The organism is Dactylosporangium siamense (assembly GCF_016862795.1).
In the GTDB taxonomy this organism is placed as follows: Bacteria; Actinomycetota; Actinomycetes; order Mycobacteriales; family Micromonosporaceae; genus Dactylosporangium; species Dactylosporangium siamense.
Window position 1 is genome coordinate 20224 of sequence record NZ_BONQ01000139.1, and the last position, 20374, is coordinate 40597.

Genomic DNA, 20374 nt, shown 5'->3' on the forward strand with positions numbered 1-20374 from the left:
GACGCGATGTCAGGTGGTGACCGTCGCACCGCACCCGTCCCGCACCCGTCCGGCCACCGTTCGAGCAAGGAGGCGAGACTCAGATGTCGAGGAGGGCGGCGTCGTGCCGGACGTCCTCGTGGTCCGGTGGCAGCGCCAGGTAGGGCAGGAACGCCCTCATTGATGGGCGCGGCCCAGGGCGTGATCGGCGAGGATGCGGTTGTGGCCGCGGGCGAACAGCACCCGGCCCGAGCCCATCACCCGCTCGGCGAGCGCCTGCGCGGCCTCGGCCACGACCGGGTCGCGCAGCACCGCGGCGATCTCGTCGTAGGGGCCGCGGACCATCATCTGGTCCTCGCCCGCGCCGTAGTACTGCGAGTCCACGAACTGCAGGTGCGGGTAGCGACGGGCGGCCTTCGACCGGCCGCCGAAGCCGGACTCCAGGGCGGAGCGTTCGACGATCATCAGCGCGTCGACCGGCGACCCGGGAGTCTTCGGCAGCGTCTGGTAGATGACGACGATGTCGGTGGCCCGCATGGTCAGCGCGGACAGCCGGCCCGGAGTGGTGCCCGGCAGGCAGGACAGCGCCCAGTACTCGCCCTCGGTGGCCGCCGCCTCGGGCAGCGCCGCGGCGACGTAGGCGGTGGCGACCTCGACGACGGGCGTGAAGAACTCGCCCCGGGCGAGGCGGTCGTACTTGCGTTGCATCGTCATGCCGCTGCTGGGTCTGCGCATCAGGAAGTCCCACCCCCGAGCGTGATGAAGACGTAGGTGTACTCGTCGAGGACCTTCGCCAGCGAGACGCCGGGGCGGCCGAGGTGCGCGGGCAGTGCGGCGTCGTCGATGCCGGTCGAGGCGACCAGGTCCGCGGCCCAGGCGCGGCCGAGCGTCAGGTGGCGGGTGAAGGCCGCCCCGTCCCTGGCCCCGTGCAGGGTGACCGCGATCGCGGCGTCCCAGGGCATCACGGTGTCCGGGCGCAGCGCGTAGAGGGCCTTGGCGGCCGCCGTCGGTCCCAGCGTGCGGCTGGGACCGGCCGGGGTGGCGGCGAGGGCCGCGTAGGCGGTGCCCAGCAGCGCGAGGTCGTCGTCGGCGGCCAGCCGCAGCGACCCGGTCGGCAGGGTGGCGCCGAACGCGTCCCACCAGGCCGCGGTGCCGGCGTCGAACACGTCGGGCTCGCCGTCGCGCGGGTACCGGATCCGGCAGCCCCACGAGTTGAGCCAGCGGTGCAGGAGGTGGCGGTGGTCCGGCCGGTCGAGATCCGGACCCGGCGCGGTCCGCGCGACGAACTCGTGCCAGGTCCGGTCCACGTTGGCGTAGCCGTTGAAGACCCCGACGGAGTGGGCGAGCCGGTCCGGGGTCGGAGCCTCCAGGATCACGCCGCCGATCCTACCGGGACCGAGGCGGGCGAATCGTCACGGTCGAGGCCGAGTCGCACCTCGCGGTCGTGCTCGTCCTGGGTCGTCGCGACGCGGCCGAGGGTGTAGCGCAGCATCGGCGGTGCCATCACCGAGGTGGCGAGGGCGACCAGCACGATGATGGTGTAGCCGGTGGTGTCGACGACACCGACCCGCAGCCCGACCGAGGCGACCACGATCTGCACGATGCCGCGCGCGTTGAGCCCGGCGCCGAGGCTCAGGGCGTGCCACCGGTCCAGGCCGATCATGCTCGCGCCGGCGTACGCGCCGCCGAACTTGCCGGCGACGGCGACGGCGAGGACCACGATCGCCGACAGGGCGACGACCGGATTGCCGAGCAGGGTCAGGTCCATCCGCAGGCCGGCGGTGGCGAAGAAGACCGGGGCGAAGACGCCGAGGACGACCGTGCGCAGCGAGGCGAGCCTGGCCGGCTCGACGAGCCTGGTGGAGCTGATCGCGATGCCGCACAGGAACGCGCCGAGCACCGCCTCCATCTTCAGCGCCTGGGTGCCGGCCGCGGCCAGCAGGATCAGCACCGCGACGACGCCGACGACAGCGCCCTGGTCGGTGACCCGTAGGACGACGCGCAGCACAGGCCGCAGCACCAGCGCGGTGAAGAGCAGGATGCCCACGAGGGTGGCCACGCTGAGCGTGACCGCGCCGGTGCTGACGCCGACGGTGGCCATGGTGGTGACGACCGCGAGCAGGAGCCAGCCGACGGCGTCGTCGACCCCGGCCGCGATCAGGATCAGCTGGCCGAGGTCGCGGTGCAGGATGCGCAGGTCGGTGAGGATCTTCGCGATCACCGGGATCGCACTGACGCACAGGGCGACGCCGATGAAGCCGGCGAACACCACCCGGTCGCCGCCCGCCGGCATGATCACCGCCGGCAGGAGCAGGCCGCAGGCGATGCCGAGCCCGAGCGGGATGACCAGGCTGGTCAGGCTCACCACGCCGGCCCGCGGGCCCTGCCGGCGCAGCAGGCCGACGTCCAGGCACATGCCGGCGACGCCGACGAGCAGCAGCATGCCGACCTGCCCGACGGCGTCGAGCATGTTGAACTGGCCGGCCTGGTGCGGGAACAGCCACCCGGCCACCGGCGGGGAGAGGTGGCCGAGGACCGACGGTCCGAGCACCACGCCGGCGAAGAGCTCACCCACGATGGCGGCCATGCCCAGCCGGGTCGCCAGCCGGCCGAGCAGGATGGCGGCCAGCAGCAGGACGGCGACCTGGGTCAGGAACACCAGCAGGGTGGCGGCCGCCGCCGGCGGCATCGGGCTGGAGGCGAGCACGCTTCCCATTACTGGTCGTCTCCGCTCTCGAAGATCGGGTCCACGTCGACCTCGACGGCCGCGGCCGCCGCGTCGAGTGCGGCGTCGCATTCCTCGGGGGACCCGGCGCGGCAGATGACGTAGGCGAACCGGGCGATGTAGTCGTGCGGGGGCAGCCGCAGCACGGCGCCGGGCTCGACCATCGCGACGGCCTCCTCGAGGCCGGGCACGTCGCCTGGCGCGGGCAGGCGGATGTCGAGGATCCGCCCGTCGACCGGCGGGTTCAGGAATCTGATGCCGACCGTGCCGGTGGTGCGCGTGCGGGTCAGGTCCGGCCCGAGGCCGGTGGCGAGGTCGACGGCAACGAACGCGGGATCGATGCCGGTGGCGAGCTTGCCGATGTACGGGATGAGGTCGCCGCCGAGCCGCGCGTTGACCTCGATGATCGCCGGGCCGCGGTCGGTGAGCCGGATCTCGGTGTGGGTGATGCCGTCGCGGACCCCGACGGCGCGGTGCGCCTCGGTCAGCACGCGCAGGATCTCGGGGTCGCGCAGGAGCGGGTCGTCGACGCTGACCGTGTGTCCGATCTCCTCGAAGTACGGCGGCGCGCCGATGCGCTTGCGGGCCAGGAAGAACGGCTGGTACTCGCCGCGGTGCAGCGCGCCGTCGACGCTGATCTCGGGGCCTTCGAGGTACTCCTCGACCAGCACGCCGCCCTCGTACGCGGGGGCGCCGGTGTGGCTGGCGGCCTCCGCCACGGTGAAGGCCGCCTCGATCTCGCCGGCGTCGGCGGCCCGGACCACGCCGATGCTCGCGCCGCAGCCACGGGGCTTCACCACCACCGGGTAGCCGAACCCGGCCGCGGTCTCGACCGCCTCGGCCAGGGTGGTGACGTAGGCGAACCGCGGCTGGGGGAGCCCGGCGGCGGTCAGCGCAAGGCGGTTGCGGTGCTTGTTGCGGCAGTTCTCGACGCCGTCCACGGACAGGCCCGGCAGGCCGAGCGCCTCGGCGATGTGCGCGGCGGTGACGACGAGGGTCTCGTCGTAGGTGAACACGCCCGTGACCCGGTGCTCCGCGGCGATCTCCTGGGCGGTCTTGACGAGGAGCTCCCGGTTGGGGATGAGACGCTCCTGGTCGACCAGCGGGACGACGGAGGTGTGCCGCACGTAGGGCCGCTGCCACGTGTTCGGCGCGCCGTCGAGCAGCCACAGGGGTTGCCGCCGGCTGGCCGAGTCGAGCAGGTACTCCCGGTAGGTTTGTCGGGCGCTGCCGACAACGAGGACGACACCTTCACGGTCCATGGCCAGGAACCTCTCAGTTGGGGGCGACGTAGTAGTAGCGGCGGTAGCCGAGCAGCAGCCCGAAGTCCGACAGCGTGAAGACGTCGACGAACTCGACGTCGACGGGCGGGCGGACGAAGCGGCCGGTGACGACGATGCTGTCGCCGTCGGCGATGATCCGGTCGAGCAGGTGCCGGCCGGGTGGTCCGGTGACCTCGGCGTGCAGGCGCTGCACCTGCACACGACCCCGGCCCTGGGCCGCGTCCGGCCGGCGCACCTGGACGTTGTCGTCCAGCAGCGAGCCGTACGCGTCCAGGTTCCCGGCGTCCAGGTAGTCGTAGGACAGCCGGACATGGTCGACGCCGATCGACGTGACGGCCGCGGTCCGTGCCGGTCGCCTTGCGCCATAGCCGGCCATGTCAGGTCCTCCGATCGGTGTACGGCCCAAATCAGAGCCCCGTGCTGTCACAGTGCGGGAGGGCGCCAACCGTGCGTTATCACGGCGCTATCACGCCGGGTGGCGGTGCGGTCCGCCCCGCCACCCGGCGCCCGATGCAGCAACGGCTCAGAACACGACGCGGGCGGTCGCGGAGGCCCGGGAGTCGCGCGACTTGCGGATGTCCCGGGTGATGTTGACGCGGCGCAGCCAGCGGTCCCGGCCGTCGAAGTTGGCCTTGAACGGCTGCCGGCCGTGCACCGCCCGGTAGTTGTCGACGAACATGATGTCGCCGGGCTCGAGCACGACCCCCCGCAGGTGCTTGTCGACCTCGGCCATGAACGCGTCCAGGGCCGCCACCGCGAGGGGATCGTCGATGTCCCGTTCGATCGCGTCGGAGTCGAGCCGGATGTACGGCGCCGACGGGTCGCCGAACAGGACCGCGGTCTTCTCCGGGTTGCGGCAGATCTCCTCGATCCGTGCGTAGCTGCGGGCGACCGCGGCCTCGGTCCCCGGCGCGACCACCATGTTCGGGTCGCGGTTGACGGGCAGGTGCGCGTCGTCCGGACGGAACACGAACCGCTGCTCGAAGAGCACCTTCGACACTTCCTCGGCGATCGGCACCTCGTCCATGCACGCGAGCATCGTCGCGGTGCGGTCGGGGTTGCGCATGCACATGAGGCCGATGTAGTCGGCGCGGTACGGGTGGAACGCGTCCTCGGTGTGCCACAGCAGCTCGCTGGTGCTGCCGGAGTTGATCTGGCGGTCCTCGTCGCCCTTGATCGGCACCACCTCGTTGACCAGCCGGCCGCCCTGCTGGCTCGACCAGCAGAACACGTCGCCCAGCAGCGTCGCGCACAGGATGAAGAAGAACTCCTCGCGGACCGTGCCGGACTGCCGCAGGGTGTCCGCCCAGTGCTGCGGCGTGTCACCGATGCGGTCGTCGTCGACCTCGAAACCACTGACCAGCAGGGCGCCCGAGGTCTCCTGGTGGCGCAGCCTGTGCGCGGTCGCCCGCAGGCGTTCGGGCATGCGCTGCGCGTAGAGGGTCACGCGGCGCAGAAACGCGGCGTCGTTGGCGTCGGGGAACGTGTCGATCAGCTCGGCGAGGATCGCCTCGACCTCCGCACACTCGGTCGGGCTCAGGCGGACTTCCAGCACGACTGGACTCCATTCGGGTCAGTGATGGTGAAACCGTGCCCGTCGCGGGCGACCAGGACCGCGGTGGGCGACGGGAAGTGGGAACCGATCAGCAGGGTGCCGGCGTCGGCGCACCGGCCGAGCAGCTCGACGCGGGTCCGCCGGGCGAGCCCGGGATCGTGGTCGGCGTGGACGGTCCACTCCGGGTGCGCGATCTGGCACGGGTGATGGATCGCGTCGCCGGAGATGAGGGCGCGCTCGCCGGCCGACTCCACCTCGACACTCACGTGGCCCGGGGTGTGTCCCGGGGTCGGGACCAGCCGGATGCCCTCGTGCACCCGGTGCTCGCCGTTGACGAGGTCGAGCAGCCCGGCGTCGAGCACCGGCCGCACCGAGTCCTCGAAGCCGGCCCGGTCGTCCGCGGACTCGCGCTCGGGCCGCGCCGCCCAGTACCGGAACTCCGTCTCGCTGACGAGGTGCCGGGCCCGGGGGAACGTCGGGGTCCACCCGGCATCGAACACAACGGTGTTCCAGCCGACGTGGTCGAAGTGCAGGTGCGTGGAGACCACGGTGTCGACGTCGCCGGGCTTCACCCCGTGCCCGGCGAGCCGCTCGAGGAAGTCGGTGTCCAGCCCGCTCCACGCGGGCAGGCCGGGCCGGGGCTTGCCGTTGCCGATGCCGGTGTCCACCACGACCACGGCGTCGCCCAGCTCGATGACGAACGCCTGCACGACACTGCGCAGCTCGCCGTCGTCGGTGATGAAGTCCGGTCGGAGCCAGGGAATGCGTCGCAACCGCGACGGGGTGGCGTCGCGCATGCCGGACTGGATGATGCAGCCGGCGACGGAGGTCTCCACGATCGGTGTGACGCGGGCCGCGCCCACCTGCCATCCGGTCATGTCCGCAGTTCCAGCGTGCAGCACTTCACGCTGCCGCCGGCCTTGAGCAGCTCGGACATGTCGGCGCCGATCGGTTCGAAGCCGCGCTCCCGCACCTGCGCGATGAGCCCGGTCGCGGCCTGGGGCAGCACCACGTGCCGGCCGTCGGAGACCGCGTTGAGGCCGAACACGGCGGCGTCGAGGTCGCCCGCCCGGATGGCGTCCGGGTACAGCTCCTCCAGCAGCCGGCGGCTGTCCGGCGAGAAGGCCCGCGGGTAGTACATGACGGTGTCGGCGTCGAGCACGCACAGGGCCGTGTCCAGGTGGTAGTAGTGCGGGTCGACCAGGGTCAGCCCGGTCACCGGCACGCCGAAGAACTCCGCGGCCTCGCCGTGCGCCCTGGAGTCGGTGCGGAAGCCGGTGCCGGCCAGGATCCGCCCGCCGGCCACCAGGTAGTCACCCTCGCCCTCGTTGACCCAGCGGGACTGCCGCACGTCGCGGTAGCCGTGCTCGCGGAACCAGTCGAGGTAGGCGCCGGCCTCCGGCTGGCGCTGCGGATGCCGGAACCGCGCCACGAACGCCTGGCCGTTGAGGACGGTCGCGCCGTTCGCGGCGAACACCATGTCGAGCAGCCCCGGCCGCGGCTCGAGCTGTTCCACCCGGTGGCCCAGCTCGAGGTAGAGGTCGCGCAGCCACTCCCATTGGGCGATCGCGAGGTCGGTGTCGGTGGGCTTCTTCGGGTTCATCCACGGGTTGATCGAGTATTCGACGTCGAAGAACGTCGGTCTGACCATCAGATAGTGCCGCGGGGTGGCTGTGCGGGGCATGCGGGTCCTCCTCAGTGAGTCCCGGTCAGGCGGACGTCGATCTTTCCGGCCAGGTCGAGCGCTGCCCGCATGGCGTCGTCCAGGGACGTGCCGAGCGCGCCGATGCCGCCGATGATGCTGTTGCCCTCGGGAGGCCGGCGGATGATGTCGCCGGGCTGGGCCGTGATCTTCAGGAAGTACAGCTGCTCGGCCTCGGTCACCTCGGGCGGCGCGGTCACCGACTCGATGGTGCCGCCGGGGCAGATCAGGCACATCGCGGCCGTGTGCACCTCGGTGGGCTGGAAGTGGTGCACGTCGGGGTGCACGCCGGCGGCGACGTCGGCGACGGCCCGGATCGGGTCGTAGCCGGCGGAGATGCGGGCCATGTAGTCCAGCCCGCCGCCGCCCGGCCGGACCGCGATCTCGAGGATGAACGGCTTGCCCCGGTGGAAGCGCACCTCGGCGTGCATGACGCTGCGGTGCAGGCCCTGCGCCCTGACCGCGGAGCGGACCAGCGCGTGGACGTCGGCGACCTGCTCGGCGGTGAGGGCGGTCGGCGCGTGGTGCACGTCGTCGTCGAACGTGTCGCCCTCGACGGTCACCCGGTCCACAATGGAGCCGAGGTAGACCTCGTCGTCCCAGACGAGCGCCTCGATGAGGTGTTCGTGCCCGTCCAGGAACGACTCGACCAGCAGCCCGTGCGGGCCGAGGTCCAGTCCGCCGGCCTCCATCTCGTACCACGACATCCGCTGGATGCCGTCCTCGGCCTGCCGGTACCGTTCGCGCAGCTGCTCCTCGTCGTCGATGCGGAACACGAAGTTGCTCGCCGCGCCGAGGGTGGGTTTGAGGATGACCGGGTAGCCGAACGCCGTGGCCGCGTCGAGGGCCGCGTCGAGGTCGGTGACGAACGCGAAGCTCGGGTGTGCCACGTCGCCGCGTTCGTGCGCCTGCCGCATGATCAGCTTGTTGCGGCTGGCGACGGCCGCGTCGACGCCGATGCCCGGCAGGCCGAGCGCGGTCGCCACGGCGGCCACGGCGACGACCGCGGACTCGGAGAAGGTGAAGACGCCGTCGAAGTGCTCCTCCGCGTGCCACGCCTTGGCGTCGGCGATGAGGTCGTCGATGTGGGTGCTGCCGGCCCGGCGGTAGCGTTCCGCCGGCCAGAAGTCGTCGGAGCCGACGCCGTTGAGCACGTACAGCTCGACACCGAGCGCGGCGATCTGCTGATAGCGGGACAGGTAGTAGTAGGCGTTCTGGCTGGCTTCCAACCCGAGCAGTTTCACGACCCTCACCTCACTGGGACCTCGTTGGACACTTGCTGCAGAAGCGAACGGGCGATGAGCGGGGCGAACTTGAACGACCCGCCGCCGCACGCCGCGTAGGACACGACCCGGTCGCCGAGCACCGCCGACATCGGGCCGCCGGTGGAGCGGCGCATCAGGTAGTAGGCGTCGCGGCCGCCGGTCACCCAGCCGGCGTCGAGGCCGCGGACCAGCGGCACGAACTGCTCGACGAGGTGGTCGCGCCAGTACGGCGGGGTGTCGGTGCCACCGACCTCGGTGACGACCCGGCACGCGCTCGCGGCGCTGAGTTTCAGGGAGGTGCCGGCGACGGGTGGCACCAGCCATCCGCCGTTGCTCGTGCCGAACGTCGAGATCGGCGGGGTGGCGGACCACACGGCGGTGTCCCGCTCCGGCACCGCGCAGACGACCATGCTCTGCCGGCACAGGACGAGGTCGCCGGCGAGGTGCGCCGGCAGCAGGCGCCGCGACCACGCCCCGGCGGCCAGCAGCACCGCGTCGGGGCGCAGCACCTCGCCGTCGGCGAGCTGGACGGCCGCGTCGTCGGCGTCGACCGCGACCGCGGCCCGGTGCGGCAGGAGCTCGGCCTCCGGGGCCGCCCGCAGCCAGCCGGCGCAGGCGATGAGGATCCGGTCGGCGAGCAGCACCCCGGCGAGGTCCTCCAGCACGGCGGTCGCGCCGTCCGGGAACCGCACCTGCGGGTAGGTCGCCGCCAGCGACAACGGGCCGAACAGGTGCGCCCCGGATCCCGCGCCCGTCAGCATCCGTTCGGCGCGGGTCAGGTCCTCGGCCGGCAGCACGTGCAACGCGCCCACCGGCTCGTAGATCCTGGTGCCGAGCAGCCGCTGCAGGCGCAGCCACTGGTGGTGTGCCCGGACCGCCGCGGCCGTCGCCGCCGGGTCGTCCAGGTGCAGCGCACGGATGACCCGTTGCTGGTCGAACGAGGTGGCGCCGGCATGGGGGATGCCCGCCTGGTCGACGAGCACCACCTGATGCCCGGCGGTCACGCACTCCACGGCGCTCAGCAGGCCGACGACTCCGGCGCCGACGATGACGATCCGCACGACACGACTCCCGTCAACAGGTCAGTGCACCCGGCGGCTGCCCGCGGCACTGCGGTAGCGGATGTCCCACAGGCTGCGGCGCAGGTAGGTGCGCTGCAGCCAGCGGTCGTGGCCGTCGTGCTGGGCGAGGAACTGCGACCGGGCGTGCAGACCCTTGCGGTTGTTGATGAGCAGCGCCGTCCCGCGTTCGAGGCGCACCTCGTGCGCGACGGCGCGGCACGACCGCTGCAGCTGCGCCAGTGCGGTGTCGGCCTCGGCGGTCAGTCCCACCACGCCGTTGGCCGACACGACGATCCCGGGAGCCGCCGGCGGGCCGGAGATGATGGCGATCGGGTCCGACAACACCGCCGCGCCGCCGGCGTGGTCGCGCACGTAGCTGCCCGGCGCGTTCAGCCGGAACTGCGGGGTGCGCAGCGTCTCCTCCACGTCGGCGGGCAGGTCGCCGACCACGTCGCGGGCGTCCGCGTAGTAGGTGACGGCCTCCCGGTTGCGGTCCTGCCGGAGGCAGTTGAGCACCAGGAAGTCGGGGTTCGGCAGGTCGAACCGGCCGAACTCGTCGAACACGATGTCGCTGTGGAAGTTCAGGAACGCCGCTGAGCTCTGGTTCGTCTGCGACCTCGCGCCGGTGGACACCGGCACGACGTCGTGCACCAGCCGGCCGGCCTTCTCGGTGGTGACGCCCACCGGCTCACCCAGCAGCTGGCTGAGGCCGAGCAGCACGCCCTCGGCGACGAACGTCCGCTTCAGCGGGCTCGGCTCGCCGTTGACCGGCGTCATCGGCAGTTCCGGGTCGACGGGCAGGTTGCGCACCAGCGCGACACCGGCGGTGTCCGCGTGCCGCCCGAAGTCCAGGATGCCCTGCAGCAGGTCGATCGGCAGCGCCGAGAACACCACCCGCAACCAGGTCAGTGAGCGGTCGATGTCCTCGACCGGGTCGGGCGAGGACTCCAGCAGTTCGCCGATCGCGTCCCGGACGCTGTCGGGAAGCACGAATTCGGTGAATGTTCGGTCCAACGTGCGGACATCCGCATCGGCAAGCATGGCCAACAATCCTCTCCAACGAGAAGGGGGCGTTGGTGGCAAGACAACCGTCTCGTCGAGACGACGTCAATGAATGCGATGACCGAGATTGTTGGTCGATGGTGGATTGATTGTTCTGTGCCCGGCGGGGTTCCGGTCAACGCCGTCACGGGGTGAAGTAGCCGGCAGCGAAGCGTGGTCCCGACGACGGTTGGAGCACTCTATGGCGGATCGAGACGTGGAACTACTGGCGATCGGGGCGGGACCATCGAACCTCGCACTCGCCGTGGCACTGGAGGAGCTCGCTCCGGATCTGGCGCGCGACTCCCTCATCATCGAGCGGAACAAGGAGGTGAGCTGGCAGCCCGGAATGCTGTTTCCGGAGGCGCTTTCCAATACGTCGTTCCTGAAGGATCTGGTGACGTTGCGGAATCCGCGCAGCCGATTCTCGTTCCTCAATTATCTGCACGCCACCGGCCGGCTCGACCATTTCGTCAACATGGGCAGCCTGACGCCCTACCGGGCCGAGGTGGCGGACTACCTGCGGTGGACGGCGCGCTCGCTGGCGCTGGTGGAGCTGCAGTACGGCCGGCAGTGCGTGGACATCGGTCCGGTCTGGACCGGCGGCACGCTCACCGGCTGGACGACCACCCTCGCCGACGGCCGGACGATCGGCAGCCGGTACCTGGTCCTCGGCACCGGCCGGGACATCCGGATCCCCGAGGTGCTGCGCGCCGTCGACCGGGACCGGGTGGTGCACAGCACCCAGTACCAGAAGCGGATCGGCGGCCTGCGCAAGGACCTGCCCTACCGGGTGGTGGTCGTCGGTGGCGGGCAGAGCGCGGCGGAGCTGTTCTACTCGGTGCAGATCGACCTGCCGGAGTGCCGTCCCACGATGGTGATGCGCTCGGTGGGCCTGAACTGCTACGAGTCCAGCAAGTTCACCAACGAGCTGTTCTTCCCGTCGTTCGTCGACGAGTTCCACGCGTCCCGGCCGGAGGCGCGGGCGCAGATGCTCGCCGAGATGCGGCCCACCAACTACGCCGGCGTGGCGCCCGGCATGATGGATTCCCTCTACCGCCAGGTGTACCTGGACCGCCTCTCCGGCCGGTCCCGGCTGCAGATGATCACCATGCACGACATCACGTCGGCGCGCGACGACGGCGACGAGATCGTCCTGGAGCTCACCGACTGGCGCACCGGCGCCATCCGTGAGCTGCGCACCGACCTGGTGCTGCTCGGCACCGGGTTCTCCCCGCAGATGCCGTGGGCGGTGCGCCGGCTGGCGGAGCGGATCGGCCTGTCCGACGTCGCCGTCACCCGCGACTACCGCCTCGTCGTCGACCGGCCGAGCACGGCGGCCTGCTACCTGCACGGCGTCAACGAGCAGACCCACGGCATCGCCGACTCGCTGCTGTCGGTGATGGGGAACCGGGCCAACGACATCCTGCGGGACGTCCTCACCGGCGACCACCTCGACCTGACCCCTGTCACGGCGCCCGCCGTGGCGGCGACCTGACGAAGGAAGGAAGGCAGTCATGGAGCTTCGACCGTTGGTGCGGGAGCGCATGAACCACGAGAACGGCGCGGACGCGCAGCGGCTGGTGCCGTGGCCGGTGCTGAACGCCCCGTTCGAGGGGTCCTGGTGCGTGGTCGCCCCCGGCGGCGCGACCGGGACGCACGCGCACCACGAATACGAGATCTTCATCGCCCTCAGCGGCGAGGCGGTGCTGGACTCCGAGGGCGAGCGCAAGCCGTTCAAGGCCGGCGACATCGTGCACTTCCCGCCGCACACGGCGCACCGCGTCATCAACGAGAGCGACGAGGACTTCCAGCTGTACTGCGTGTGGTGGGACACCGAGATGTCCGAGAAGTTCATGGCGCGGCACACGTCCGAGCAGGCGTTGGCCTGAGATGGCGACGTCTGACGGTGGGAAAGGCCGCCCGGTCCTCGTGATCGGCGGCCCGCCCACGACGAACGGCGACCTGCACGTCGGGCACGTCGCCGGGCCGTACGTGGCGGCGGACGTGTGGTCGCGCTACCAGCGGGCCCTCGGCCGGGACGTGGTGTTCGCCTCCGGCGGCGACGACAGCCAGACCTACGTCACGACCACCGCCGCCCGGCTCGGCACCTCGCCGACCGAGCTCATCACGAAGTCGTGGTCGCAGATCAAGAGCACGTTCGAGGCGATGGGGATCGCCGTGGACGGCTTCGCGCCGACCGACGACGACTACCGGTCCACGGTGTACGACTACGTGAACCGCCTGCACGCGCTGGGGAAGTTCCGGCTGCGCACGGTGCGCCTGCCCTACAGCGAGGCGCACGGCACGTACCTCGTGGAGGGTCTGGTCGGCGGCGACTGCCCGACCTGCCTGGCGGACAGCCGCGGCGGGATCTGCGAGGCCTGCGGGCACTGGATCGACTTCGACGGGCTGCTCGACCCGTGGAACCTGCTGGACCCGTCCGACGAGGTCACCTACCGCGAGGCGGAGATCCTGGTCTTCCCCCTCGAGGAGTACCGCGAACGGCTCATCGCGTTCCACGAGGAGAAGGCCTCCACCTGGCGGCCGCACCTCGTGTCGCTGATGCGGGAGCTGCTGTCGAAGCCGCTGCCGGACTACCCGATCACCTACCCGGTCGCGTGGGGCCTGCCCGCGCCGTTCCCGGAGACGCCGGGACAGACCATCAACGCGTGGACCGAGGGCATGCCGGCCTCGATGTACTGCAACCACTACGGCCGGCTGCAGCAGGGCCACCGGCCGCCGACCACCGACGACGCCTGGCGCGCCGAGCACGACGCGGAGCTCGTCTTCTTCGTCGGGTTCGACAACCTGTTCATCTGGGCGCTGGTCCACGTCGCGGAGCTGATGGCGCACGAGGGCCGCTACGTCCTGCCGAGCACGATCCTCACCAACGAGTTCTACGAGCTGGAGAACGAGAAGTTCTCCACCAGCAAGGGTCACCTCGTGTGGGCCCGGGACCTGGTGGCGGACGTGCCGCGGGACGTCGCCCGGTTCTACCTGAACCTCAGCGCGCCCGAGCACGCCCGCACGAACTTCAGCCAGGCGGTGCTGGACAAGGTCGCCGGCGAGCGTCTCGTCGAGCCGTGGAACGAGCTGGGCACGACGCTCGCCAAGCTGGCGGTCGACGGTGAGCCCTTGCCCGTCCCACCGGGGACGCAGGCGCGGATCGCGGCGATGATCTCCCGGTTCCGGCACTGCTTCGAGCTGGACAGCTTCAGCCTGAGCCGGGCCGCCGACCTGGTGGTCCAGCACACCGCGCGGCTGCGCGCCGACGCGCAGCTCGCCCTGACCGCGGAGCCGGACGCGCTGCCGATGCGCGCCGGTGACCTGTTCCTGCAGACGCGGGCGCTCATCACCTGCGTGTCGCCGATCCTCGTCGACGTCGCGGCCCAGCTGGCCGGGAACGGCGAGTTCGAGCCGCGGATCTCGGCCGAGGCGTTCGACGTCACGCACACCACCGCGTTCACCGTGCCGGGCCTGAGCCTGCGCACGGCGGGCGCCGACCGTCCGGCCGATCCGGCCGTCCCGACCAGCATCGTTTGAGGCAGAACATGGCTATCGACACGTCATCGTCCACCACCACCGGCTCCGACCGGCGGTCGAGGCTGACCGAGCGGCAACTCGTCGCCGCCGGATTCATCACCACCGCGGGCAACGCGTTCCAGATCACCGCGGCCGCCATCATGGTGTTCCGGGCCGAGAACACCACCCTGTCGGTCGGCTGGCTGTTCATCGCCGTGTCGATCCCGCAGGTCGTCCTGTCGGTCATGTTCGGCCGCCTGGTGGACCGGATGGACCGCCGGCTCCTGTGCGTCATCGCCGACGTGGTGAGCGCGGTGACCGCGTTCGCGCTGCCGCTGTGGATGTGGTTCGGCGGACCCGTCAGTCTCGGGTCCTACCTGGCGAACTTCCTGCTCGCCGTCACCGCGGCGCTGTTCATGCCGGCCAGCAACGCGCTGGTCAAGGAGCGCGTCCTGGACGGGCGGCTCGGCCGGTTCAACAGCCGCTACGAGATGGGCACCAACACCGGCATGCTCCTGGCGTCGTCCTCGGCCGGGTTCCTGATCGTCATCTTCGGTGCGACGCCGCTGCTCGTGTTCAACGCGTTCACCTTCGTCGCGTCCGCGGTCCTCACCTGGTTCGTGGGCACGAAGCCGGCCGGAGCAACGCAGCCCACTGTGGACGCGTCGGCGGCCGGTGCGTCGGCGGCGCCGGTGCGGCGGCAGCCGATCAAGCGACTGGCGCTGCTGTACACCGCCGGAAACGCCAACCTCATGGTCAGCAACGTCATCCTCACCACCATCGTCCTGCAGCACTGGAAGCAGAGCCCGTGGGTGATCGGTGTGGTCGACGCGCTGGCCGGGGTCGGGTTCATCATCGGCGCCGCGTGCTACCCCTGGATCAGTGCCCGGATCAAGGGTCTGCACCTCGCGGTGCTCGGCCAGCTCGGGTGCATGACGATGGTCATCTTCGAGCCGCTGCACTACATCGCGCTCATGTCGGTCATCCCGGTGGCGGCGTTCTGCTTCGCCAACGGGCGCATCGCGGCCCGGACCCTGCTGATGCAGGCCAGCCCGGTGGACCGGGTGGGCCGGATCTTCGGCGGCGCGCAGGCGTTCGGGCTGGCGCTCGGCGTGGCCGCGACGGTCGGACTGTCCGCCGTCGCCGACGGGATCTCGGTGCCCTGGGCCTTCTGGGGCCTGGTCATCCTCGTCGACGCCATCGCCATCGGCACCTACCTGAGCCTCCGCAAACCGCTGGCGGCGACCGAGAAGGCGCCCGAGCCGGTCGCCGCCGAGCCGGTGGCCGTCCCCGCCTGACGGACGGCGGCGCCCGGTCCACCCGGGCCGGGCGCCGCCCGACCAGCCGGATCACCGCATCCACGAGAGAGGTCATGATGGACCAGCAGTTGACATCCGCGGCCCGCTCGGCACAGGACGGCGTCGCCACGTGGGCCTGCCTTCCCGGGTTCCCACCGGCGGTCATCTTCCCGTTCACGCCGCCCGAGCGGTACGGCATGCGCAGCACCTACGAGTTCCAGATGCTCATGTACCGCCCGCTGTACTGGATCGGCCGGGACGGCAAACTGGAGATCGACTTCGACCTGAGCCTCGCCGACGAACCGGAGTGGAGCGAGGACGGCCTCACCGCCACGGTCCGGATCAAGCCCTGGAAATGGTCCAACGGCGAGACCGTCTGCGCCGACAACGTGATCTTCTGGGTGAACATGCTCGCCCGCAAGGGGCCGAGGTTCGGCGCCTACGTCGAAGGCCTCTTCCCGGACAACCTGGTCTCCTACGCCAAGGTCGACGAGCAGACGGTGAGCTTCACCTTCGACCAGGTGTACTCGCAGTACTGGGTCCTGATGAACCAGCTGACGATGATCACGCCGATGCCGAAGGCCTGGGACCGGACCGCCGACGGCCCGGCCGACGCCAGCCACGACATCGAGCAGGTCGAGGCGGTCTTCGACTACCTCCTGGCGCACAACGGCAGCCCGACCGCGGAGAGCAACGCCCATCGCATGCTGTGGCCGCAGAGCCCGATCTGGAGCGTCGTCAACGGCCCCTGGAAGCTGACGGAGTTCACCGCGGAGGGCGCCGTCACGTTCGTGCCGAACGAGCACTACAGCGGCCCGAACCCGGCCCGGCTGGCGGAGTTCCGGCAGCTGCCGATCGAGACCGACGAGCAGGAGTACGAGCTGCTGCAGCAGGGCGACTCGATCCAGATCGGCTACCTGCCGATGGGCCTCGGCAAGCAGCCCAGCGGCGACCCGACCGTGGGCGGCCCCAACCCCCTCGGCGACCGGTACGACCTCGTCCCGCAGGTGCTGTTCAGCCTGCACTTCATGGCCCTGAACTTCTACAACCCGAACATCGCCGGCAAGCTCATCCACCAGCCGTACATCCGCCAGGCGCTGCAGAGCTGCCTCGACCAGGACTACGGCTCGCGGGAGATCTACCAGGGCTACGGCTGGCGCCAGGACGGCCCCGTCCCGAGCCTGCCGGACAGCGACCTGATCTCGCCGCGGCTGCGCAACGGCAAGGCGATCTGGCCCTTCGACCCGGACCGGGCGCGGGAGCTGCTGGAGGCCAACGGCTGGGACGCCAGCGTCTCGCCGGCCGTGTGCGTGCGGCCCGGCACCGGCCCCGGCGAGGCCGGCGAGGGCATCCCGGCGGGCACGCGGCTGAGCCTGTCGCTGCGCTACATCGAGGGCCGCCCCGCGCTGACCCGCCTGATGGAGCAGTTCCGCGCCGACGCCGGCAAGGCCGGCATCGAGCTGCGGCTGTCGGAGATCTACGCGTCGGTCCTCGTGGCCCAGGACGGTCCGGGCGCGCCGACGCCGGAGAACCCGCGCACCTGGGAGCTGTCCTGCTGGAACGGCGGCTGGGTCTACAACCACCCGACCGGCGAGAACCTCTTCCAGAGCGGCGCGGCCTGCAACTTCAGCAACTACCGCGACGCGCGCGCCGACGAGCTCATCGCCCGCACGGTGACCACCGACGACCCGCAGGCGCTGTACGAGTACCAGGAGTACATCAGCGAGCAGGCGCCGGTGCTGTACACGCCGAACTTCCCGCGCCGGCTGTTCGAGGTCGCCGCGAACCTGCGCGGCTTCACGCCGGTCAACCCGTACGGCCTGATCAACCCGGAGAACTGGTACTACGCGGAGGAGGAGGGATCATGAGGCCGGTCATTCTCGTGGGCTTCGTGGGTGCCGCGCTGCCCACCCTGCCGAACATCCAGCCCGACCAGTCGGTGATCTTCGTGGAGGAGCCCGACGTCGTGCGCAAGCGCGACGTCCGGACCAAGGTCGCCGGGTGCCCGACCGTCCGGGAGCTCGTCGAGTGGGAGTTCCACCTGCCCGGCAAGGCCGACGAGTTCTATCACACCTACCGCGACCTGGACCCGGAGGCGGTCATCCCGCTGACCGAGTACGCGACGCCGTTCGCGGCCCGGCTCGCCGAGCGCTACGGCCTGCCGGGCGCCGGGTTCGCCGCCGCGTCGCTGCTGCGGGACAAGGCGCTGCTGCGCAATGTCAGCCGGGCGGCCGGGGTCACCAACCCGCGCAGTGTCCGGGTGGACGGCCCGCACGAGGTGCTCGCGTTCATGCGGTCGGTCGGCGGCCCGATCGTGCTGAAACCGGCCAACCGGCAGGCGTCCGTGGGTGCCTGGCTGATCCACGACCCGGCCGAGGTGCCGGAGGCGTGGGACGCCTGCGTGGTCCAGGACGAGGGCGTGTTCGTGCCGGACCGCCCGATGGAGCTGCGGATGCTCGCCGAGGAATGCGTGCTGGGGGAGCAGTTCAGCGTCGAGATGCTGGTGCGGGCCGGCGAGGACCTGTTCACCAACGTCACCCGCGCCCGCCTGGTGCCCGGGCCGATCCCGGCCGAGGAGTCCCACGTCGTCCCCGCCGACACGACACCGGAGCTGATGGCGCTGCTGCGCGAGCAGACCCGCCGGATCGTCGACGCGGTCGGCTTCCGGGACGGCATCGTGCACTGCGAGTGGATCGTCAGCGACGGCGTGCCCAACCTGGTCGAGTGCGCCGGCCGGTTCGCCGGCGACGGCATCATCGAGCTGATCGAACGCGCCTACCCGGTGGACCTGGTGCGCGCGTACTACGCGGTGATGAAGGGCGTGCCGATCCCGGTCGTGCTGCCCCGCGCGGCGCGGCGTGCGGCGGCCGTGCGGTTCCTGACGATCGGCACCGGCGTCGTCCGCGACGTGCGCGGCGTCGACCGGGCCGCCGAGGCCGACGGCGTGTTCCTCTGCGACGTCACCGTCCAGGCGGGGGAGCGGTTCGGTGGGCTGCGCAGCTCGTGGGACCGGGTCGGCGACGTGATGGTCACCGGCGACACCCCGCAGGAGGCGCTCCGCCTCGCGGACCGCGCCGCCGCGCTGATCGAGATCGACGTGCTGGTCCCGGAGCTGGAGACAGTGGCGCCGTGACGACCCAATCTGCCGGGACGCTCGTCGCTCGGACCCGCCTCGACGTCGTCGTCACCGGCCTGTCCTCCGACGCGCACACCTGGAACCTGGTCTACCTGCAGCTGCTGCTCGAGGAGCTCGGCTGCGGGGTGACCAACCTCGGCGGGTGCACGCCGGACGAGGTGATCGTGCGCGAGTGCGCCGACAGCCGGCCGGACCTGGTGGTGATCGGCAGCCTCAACGGCCACGGCTGCCAGGACGGCGTCCGGCTGATCGCCGCCATGCGGGCCTGCCCCGCCCTGGCGGCGACGCCGGTGGTGATCGGCGGCAAGCTCGACGTGGCGGGCGGCGGCGACGGCCACAACGGCGACCGGCTGCTGGCCGCCGGCTTCGACGCCGTGTTCGAGGACACCGGTGGGCTGCACCCCTTTCGGTCGTTCGTGCGGACCCTCGCCGGGCGACCGGCGGCGGCCTCGGTGGGCGCCAGATGACCGCCGACGTCACAGAAGCTCGGTCCGGTGCGCTGTCACTCACCGGGACGACCACCCTGCCGGCAGCAACGACGCTGCCGCGGGTGCCGTCCTTCGGCGAGGTGGTGGCGGCGCACCGGGCCGCCGGCCGGCTGGTCGTCCAGCCGAGGATGGGGTTCGCCGACCCGGCCCGCATGCGCCAGGGGCTGCTCGCCACCCGTGACGCCCGGGCGGCCACCGTCGGCACCATCACCCTCGACAGCTACACGAGGGTCGGTGACCACGACGCGGTGACCCGGGCCCTGGCGGCCGGCGCGGACCTCAACGGCTATCCCCTCGTCGACGCCGACCCGGTGGCCACCGCACGGATGCTGGCCGACGTGCTGACCCCGGCGTTCCCGGTGCAGGTGCGGCACGGCTCCGCCGACCCCCGGCGGATCGTGCGGACCCTGCTGCGGCAGGGGTTGCACGCCACCGAGGGCGGGCCGGTGTCCTACTGCCTGCCCTACAGCCGGATGCCGCTGGTCACCGCCGTGGAGCACTGGCGGCAGAGCTGCGAGCTGCTCGCGGCGGCCCGGGAGCACGGCAGCGAACCGCACCTGGAGACCTTCGGCGGCTGCATGATGGGCCAGCTGTGCCCGCCGGCGCTGCTCGTCGCGTTGAGCGTGCTGGAGGGCATGTTCTTCCGGCAGCACGGGCTGCGCTGCATCTCCTTCAGCTACGCCCAGCAGACGCATCCGGGCCAGGACGAGGAGGCCGTCGCGGCGTTGCGGCGGCTCATCCGCCGGTACGTGCCGGACGTGCGCAGCCACGTCGTGATCTACACCTACATGGGGGTGTACCCGCGGACCCCGGGCGGCGCGCGGGGCCTGCTCGCCGCGTCGGCCCGGCTGGCGGTGCGCACCGGCGCCAGCCGGCTGATCGTCAAGACCTCGGCCGAGGCGCACCGGATTCCGACCGTCGCCGAGAACGTCGCGGCCCTGGAACACGCCGCGGTCGCGGCCCGGCACGCCGACCTCGGCGACCCGCCCATGGACACCGGCGTCCACGCGCAGGCGCGGGCCCTCATCGACAACGTGCTCGCGCTCGACGACGACCTCGGCCGGGCGCTGACGGTCGCGTTCGCCCGCGGCCACCTCGACGTGCCGTTCTGCCTGCACCCGGACAACGCCGGCCGGGCCCGCGGCTACCTGGACCACGACGGTCGCCTGCAGTGGCAGCGCATCGGCGCGATGCCGCTCGGGGGTCTCGTCGCGGTGCCGGCCACCGAACCGATGACGTCCGCCGGGCTGCTCGACGCGCTGCAGCACGTGCAGCGGACCTACGACGCACAGCACTCCGTCAATTCGACCGGAACT

General features: G+C 71.5%; 18 protein-coding genes and 1 pseudogene. 8 read left to right on the forward strand and 11 right to left on the reverse strand.

Annotation, left to right across the window (positions count from 1 at the left end):
* Window positions 1–156 precede the first annotated feature (156 nt).
* The 11 genes from Dsi01nite_RS44160 to Dsi01nite_RS44210 all read right to left on the reverse strand — a co-directional run bounded on the left by Dsi01nite_RS44160 (window position 157) and on the right by Dsi01nite_RS44210 (window position 10560).
* A complete protein-coding gene (locus Dsi01nite_RS44160) occupies window positions 157–714 on the reverse strand; it encodes a hypothetical protein (RefSeq protein ID WP_203852431.1) in 558 nt (185 codons plus the stop codon).
* Window positions 714–1355, reverse strand: coding sequence for a hypothetical protein (locus Dsi01nite_RS44165; RefSeq protein WP_203852432.1), 642 nt, complete (start codon window positions 1353–1355; stop codon window positions 714–716). Before Dsi01nite_RS44165 ends, Dsi01nite_RS44160 begins: the two co-directional genes overlap by 1 nt.
* Window positions 1352–2695: a cation:proton antiporter gene (locus Dsi01nite_RS44170; RefSeq protein ID WP_203852433.1), complete on the reverse strand. Its 1344-nt coding sequence runs from the start codon at window positions 2693–2695 to the stop codon at window positions 1352–1354. The genes Dsi01nite_RS44165 and Dsi01nite_RS44170 overlap by 4 nt, the downstream gene beginning before the upstream one ends.
* On the reverse strand, window positions 2695–3966 hold the full coding sequence (locus tag Dsi01nite_RS44175) for an ATP-grasp domain-containing protein (protein WP_203852434.1): 1272 nt from the start codon (window positions 3964–3966) through the stop codon (window positions 2695–2697). The genes Dsi01nite_RS44170 and Dsi01nite_RS44175 overlap by 1 nt, the downstream gene beginning before the upstream one ends.
* Before the next feature lie 13 nt (window positions 3967–3979).
* On the reverse strand, window positions 3980–4363 hold the full coding sequence (locus Dsi01nite_RS44180; protein WP_203852435.1) for a nuclear transport factor 2 family protein: 384 nt from the start codon (window positions 4361–4363) through the stop codon (window positions 3980–3982).
* A gap of 147 nt (window positions 4364–4510) precedes the next feature.
* Complete coding sequence (gene gntD, locus Dsi01nite_RS44185) at window positions 4511–5542, reverse strand: guanitoxin biosynthesis L-enduracididine beta-hydroxylase GntD (RefSeq protein WP_203852436.1); 1032 nt, start codon at window positions 5540–5542, stop codon at window positions 4511–4513.
* Entirely contained in the window at window positions 5524–6420 is an 897-nt protein-coding gene (locus Dsi01nite_RS44190) for an MBL fold metallo-hydrolase (RefSeq protein WP_203852437.1), read from the reverse strand. The genes gntD and Dsi01nite_RS44190 overlap by 19 nt, the downstream gene beginning before the upstream one ends.
* Window positions 6417–7226, reverse strand: coding sequence for a dimethylargininase (gene ddaH / locus Dsi01nite_RS44195; RefSeq protein ID WP_203852438.1), 810 nt, complete (start codon window positions 7224–7226; stop codon window positions 6417–6419). The genes Dsi01nite_RS44190 and ddaH overlap by 4 nt, the downstream gene beginning before the upstream one ends.
* 11 nt (window positions 7227–7237) lie before the next feature.
* On the reverse strand, window positions 7238–8488 hold the full coding sequence (locus Dsi01nite_RS44200) for an ATP-grasp domain-containing protein (RefSeq protein ID WP_203852439.1): 1251 nt from the start codon (window positions 8486–8488) through the stop codon (window positions 7238–7240).
* 5 nt (window positions 8489–8493) lie between these two features.
* Entirely contained in the window at window positions 8494–9570 is a 1077-nt protein-coding gene (locus Dsi01nite_RS44205; protein ID WP_203852440.1) for an NAD(P)/FAD-dependent oxidoreductase, read from the reverse strand.
* Window positions 9571–9591: 21 nt separating this feature from the next.
* Window positions 9592–10560 carry a TauD/TfdA family dioxygenase gene (locus tag Dsi01nite_RS44210; protein WP_239136623.1) on the reverse strand — a complete coding sequence of 323 codons (969 nt, stop codon included), beginning with the start codon at window positions 10558–10560 and terminating at the stop codon, window positions 9592–9594.
* Between the two features lie 268 nt (window positions 10561–10828).
* On the opposite strand from Dsi01nite_RS44210, the gene Dsi01nite_RS44215 reads away from it, so the two are divergent.
* From Dsi01nite_RS44215 to Dsi01nite_RS59020, 8 genes and pseudogenes are all read left to right on the forward strand, one after another.
* Window positions 10829–12109 carry a SidA/IucD/PvdA family monooxygenase gene (locus tag Dsi01nite_RS44215; RefSeq protein ID WP_239136624.1) on the forward strand — a complete coding sequence of 427 codons (1281 nt, stop codon included), beginning with the start codon at window positions 10829–10831 and terminating at the stop codon, window positions 12107–12109.
* A 19-nt stretch (window positions 12110–12128) separates the two neighbouring features.
* Entirely contained in the window at window positions 12129–12503 is a 375-nt protein-coding gene (locus Dsi01nite_RS44220; RefSeq protein WP_203852443.1) for a cupin domain-containing protein, read from the forward strand.
* Window position 12504: 1 nt separating this feature from the next.
* Window positions 12505–14157 carry a class I tRNA ligase family protein gene (locus Dsi01nite_RS44225; RefSeq protein WP_203852444.1) on the forward strand — a complete coding sequence of 551 codons (1653 nt, stop codon included), beginning with the start codon at window positions 12505–12507 and terminating at the stop codon, window positions 14155–14157.
* Window positions 14158–14165: 8 nt separating this feature from the next.
* Window positions 14166–15434 carry an MFS transporter gene (locus tag Dsi01nite_RS44230; RefSeq protein WP_203852445.1) on the forward strand — a complete coding sequence of 423 codons (1269 nt, stop codon included), beginning with the start codon at window positions 14166–14168 and terminating at the stop codon, window positions 15432–15434.
* A 77-nt stretch (window positions 15435–15511) separates the two neighbouring features.
* The gene (locus Dsi01nite_RS44235) at window positions 15512–17302 is read left to right on the forward strand and encodes an ABC transporter substrate-binding protein (protein WP_239136625.1); all 1791 of its coding nucleotides are present in this window, start codon (window positions 15512–15514) and stop codon (window positions 17300–17302) included.
* Window positions 17299–18567, forward strand: coding sequence for an ATP-grasp domain-containing protein (locus Dsi01nite_RS44240; RefSeq protein ID WP_203852447.1), 1269 nt, complete (start codon window positions 17299–17301; stop codon window positions 18565–18567). The genes Dsi01nite_RS44235 and Dsi01nite_RS44240 overlap by 4 nt, the downstream gene beginning before the upstream one ends.
* Window positions 18564–19037: a cobalamin B12-binding domain-containing protein gene (locus Dsi01nite_RS44245; RefSeq protein WP_203852448.1), complete on the forward strand. Its 474-nt coding sequence runs from the start codon at window positions 18564–18566 to the stop codon at window positions 19035–19037. The genes Dsi01nite_RS44240 and Dsi01nite_RS44245 overlap by 4 nt, the downstream gene beginning before the upstream one ends.
* A 56-nt stretch (window positions 19038–19093) precedes the next feature.
* A pseudogene (locus Dsi01nite_RS59020) lies at window positions 19094–20347 on the forward strand (methylaspartate mutase); the annotation flags it as partial.
* Window positions 20348–20374: the final 27 nt, after the last annotated feature.

Bases quoted from the DNA above. Each gene is read 5' to 3' on its own strand.
- Dsi01nite_RS44190 (WP_203852437.1), bottom strand. From the start codon at position 6,420: ATGACCGGATGGCAGGTGGGCGCGGCCCGCGTCACACCGATCGTGGAG.
- Dsi01nite_RS44240 (WP_203852447.1), top strand. From the start codon at position 17,299: ATGAGGCCGGTCATTCTCGTGGGCTTCGTGGGTGCCGCGCTGCCCACC.
- Dsi01nite_RS44180 (WP_203852435.1), bottom strand. From the start codon at position 4,363: ATGGCCGGCTATGGCGCAAGGCGACCGGCACGGACCGCGGCCGTCACG.
- Dsi01nite_RS44225 (WP_203852444.1), top strand. From the start codon at position 12,505: ATGGCGACGTCTGACGGTGGGAAAGGCCGCCCGGTCCTCGTGATCGGC.
- ddaH (WP_203852438.1), bottom strand. From the start codon at position 7,226: ATGCCCCGCACAGCCACCCCGCGGCACTATCTGATGGTCAGACCGACG.
- Dsi01nite_RS44230 (WP_203852445.1), top strand. From the start codon at position 14,166: ATGGCTATCGACACGTCATCGTCCACCACCACCGGCTCCGACCGGCGG.
- Dsi01nite_RS44235 (WP_239136625.1), top strand. From the start codon at position 15,512: ATGGACCAGCAGTTGACATCCGCGGCCCGCTCGGCACAGGACGGCGTC.
- Dsi01nite_RS44220 (WP_203852443.1), top strand. From the start codon at position 12,129: ATGGAGCTTCGACCGTTGGTGCGGGAGCGCATGAACCACGAGAACGGC.
- Dsi01nite_RS44160 (WP_203852431.1), bottom strand. From the start codon at position 714: ATGCGCAGACCCAGCAGCGGCATGACGATGCAACGCAAGTACGACCGC.
- Dsi01nite_RS44170 (WP_203852433.1), bottom strand. From the start codon at position 2,695: ATGGGAAGCGTGCTCGCCTCCAGCCCGATGCCGCCGGCGGCGGCCGCC.
- Dsi01nite_RS44175 (WP_203852434.1), bottom strand. From the start codon at position 3,966: ATGGACCGTGAAGGTGTCGTCCTCGTTGTCGGCAGCGCCCGACAAACC.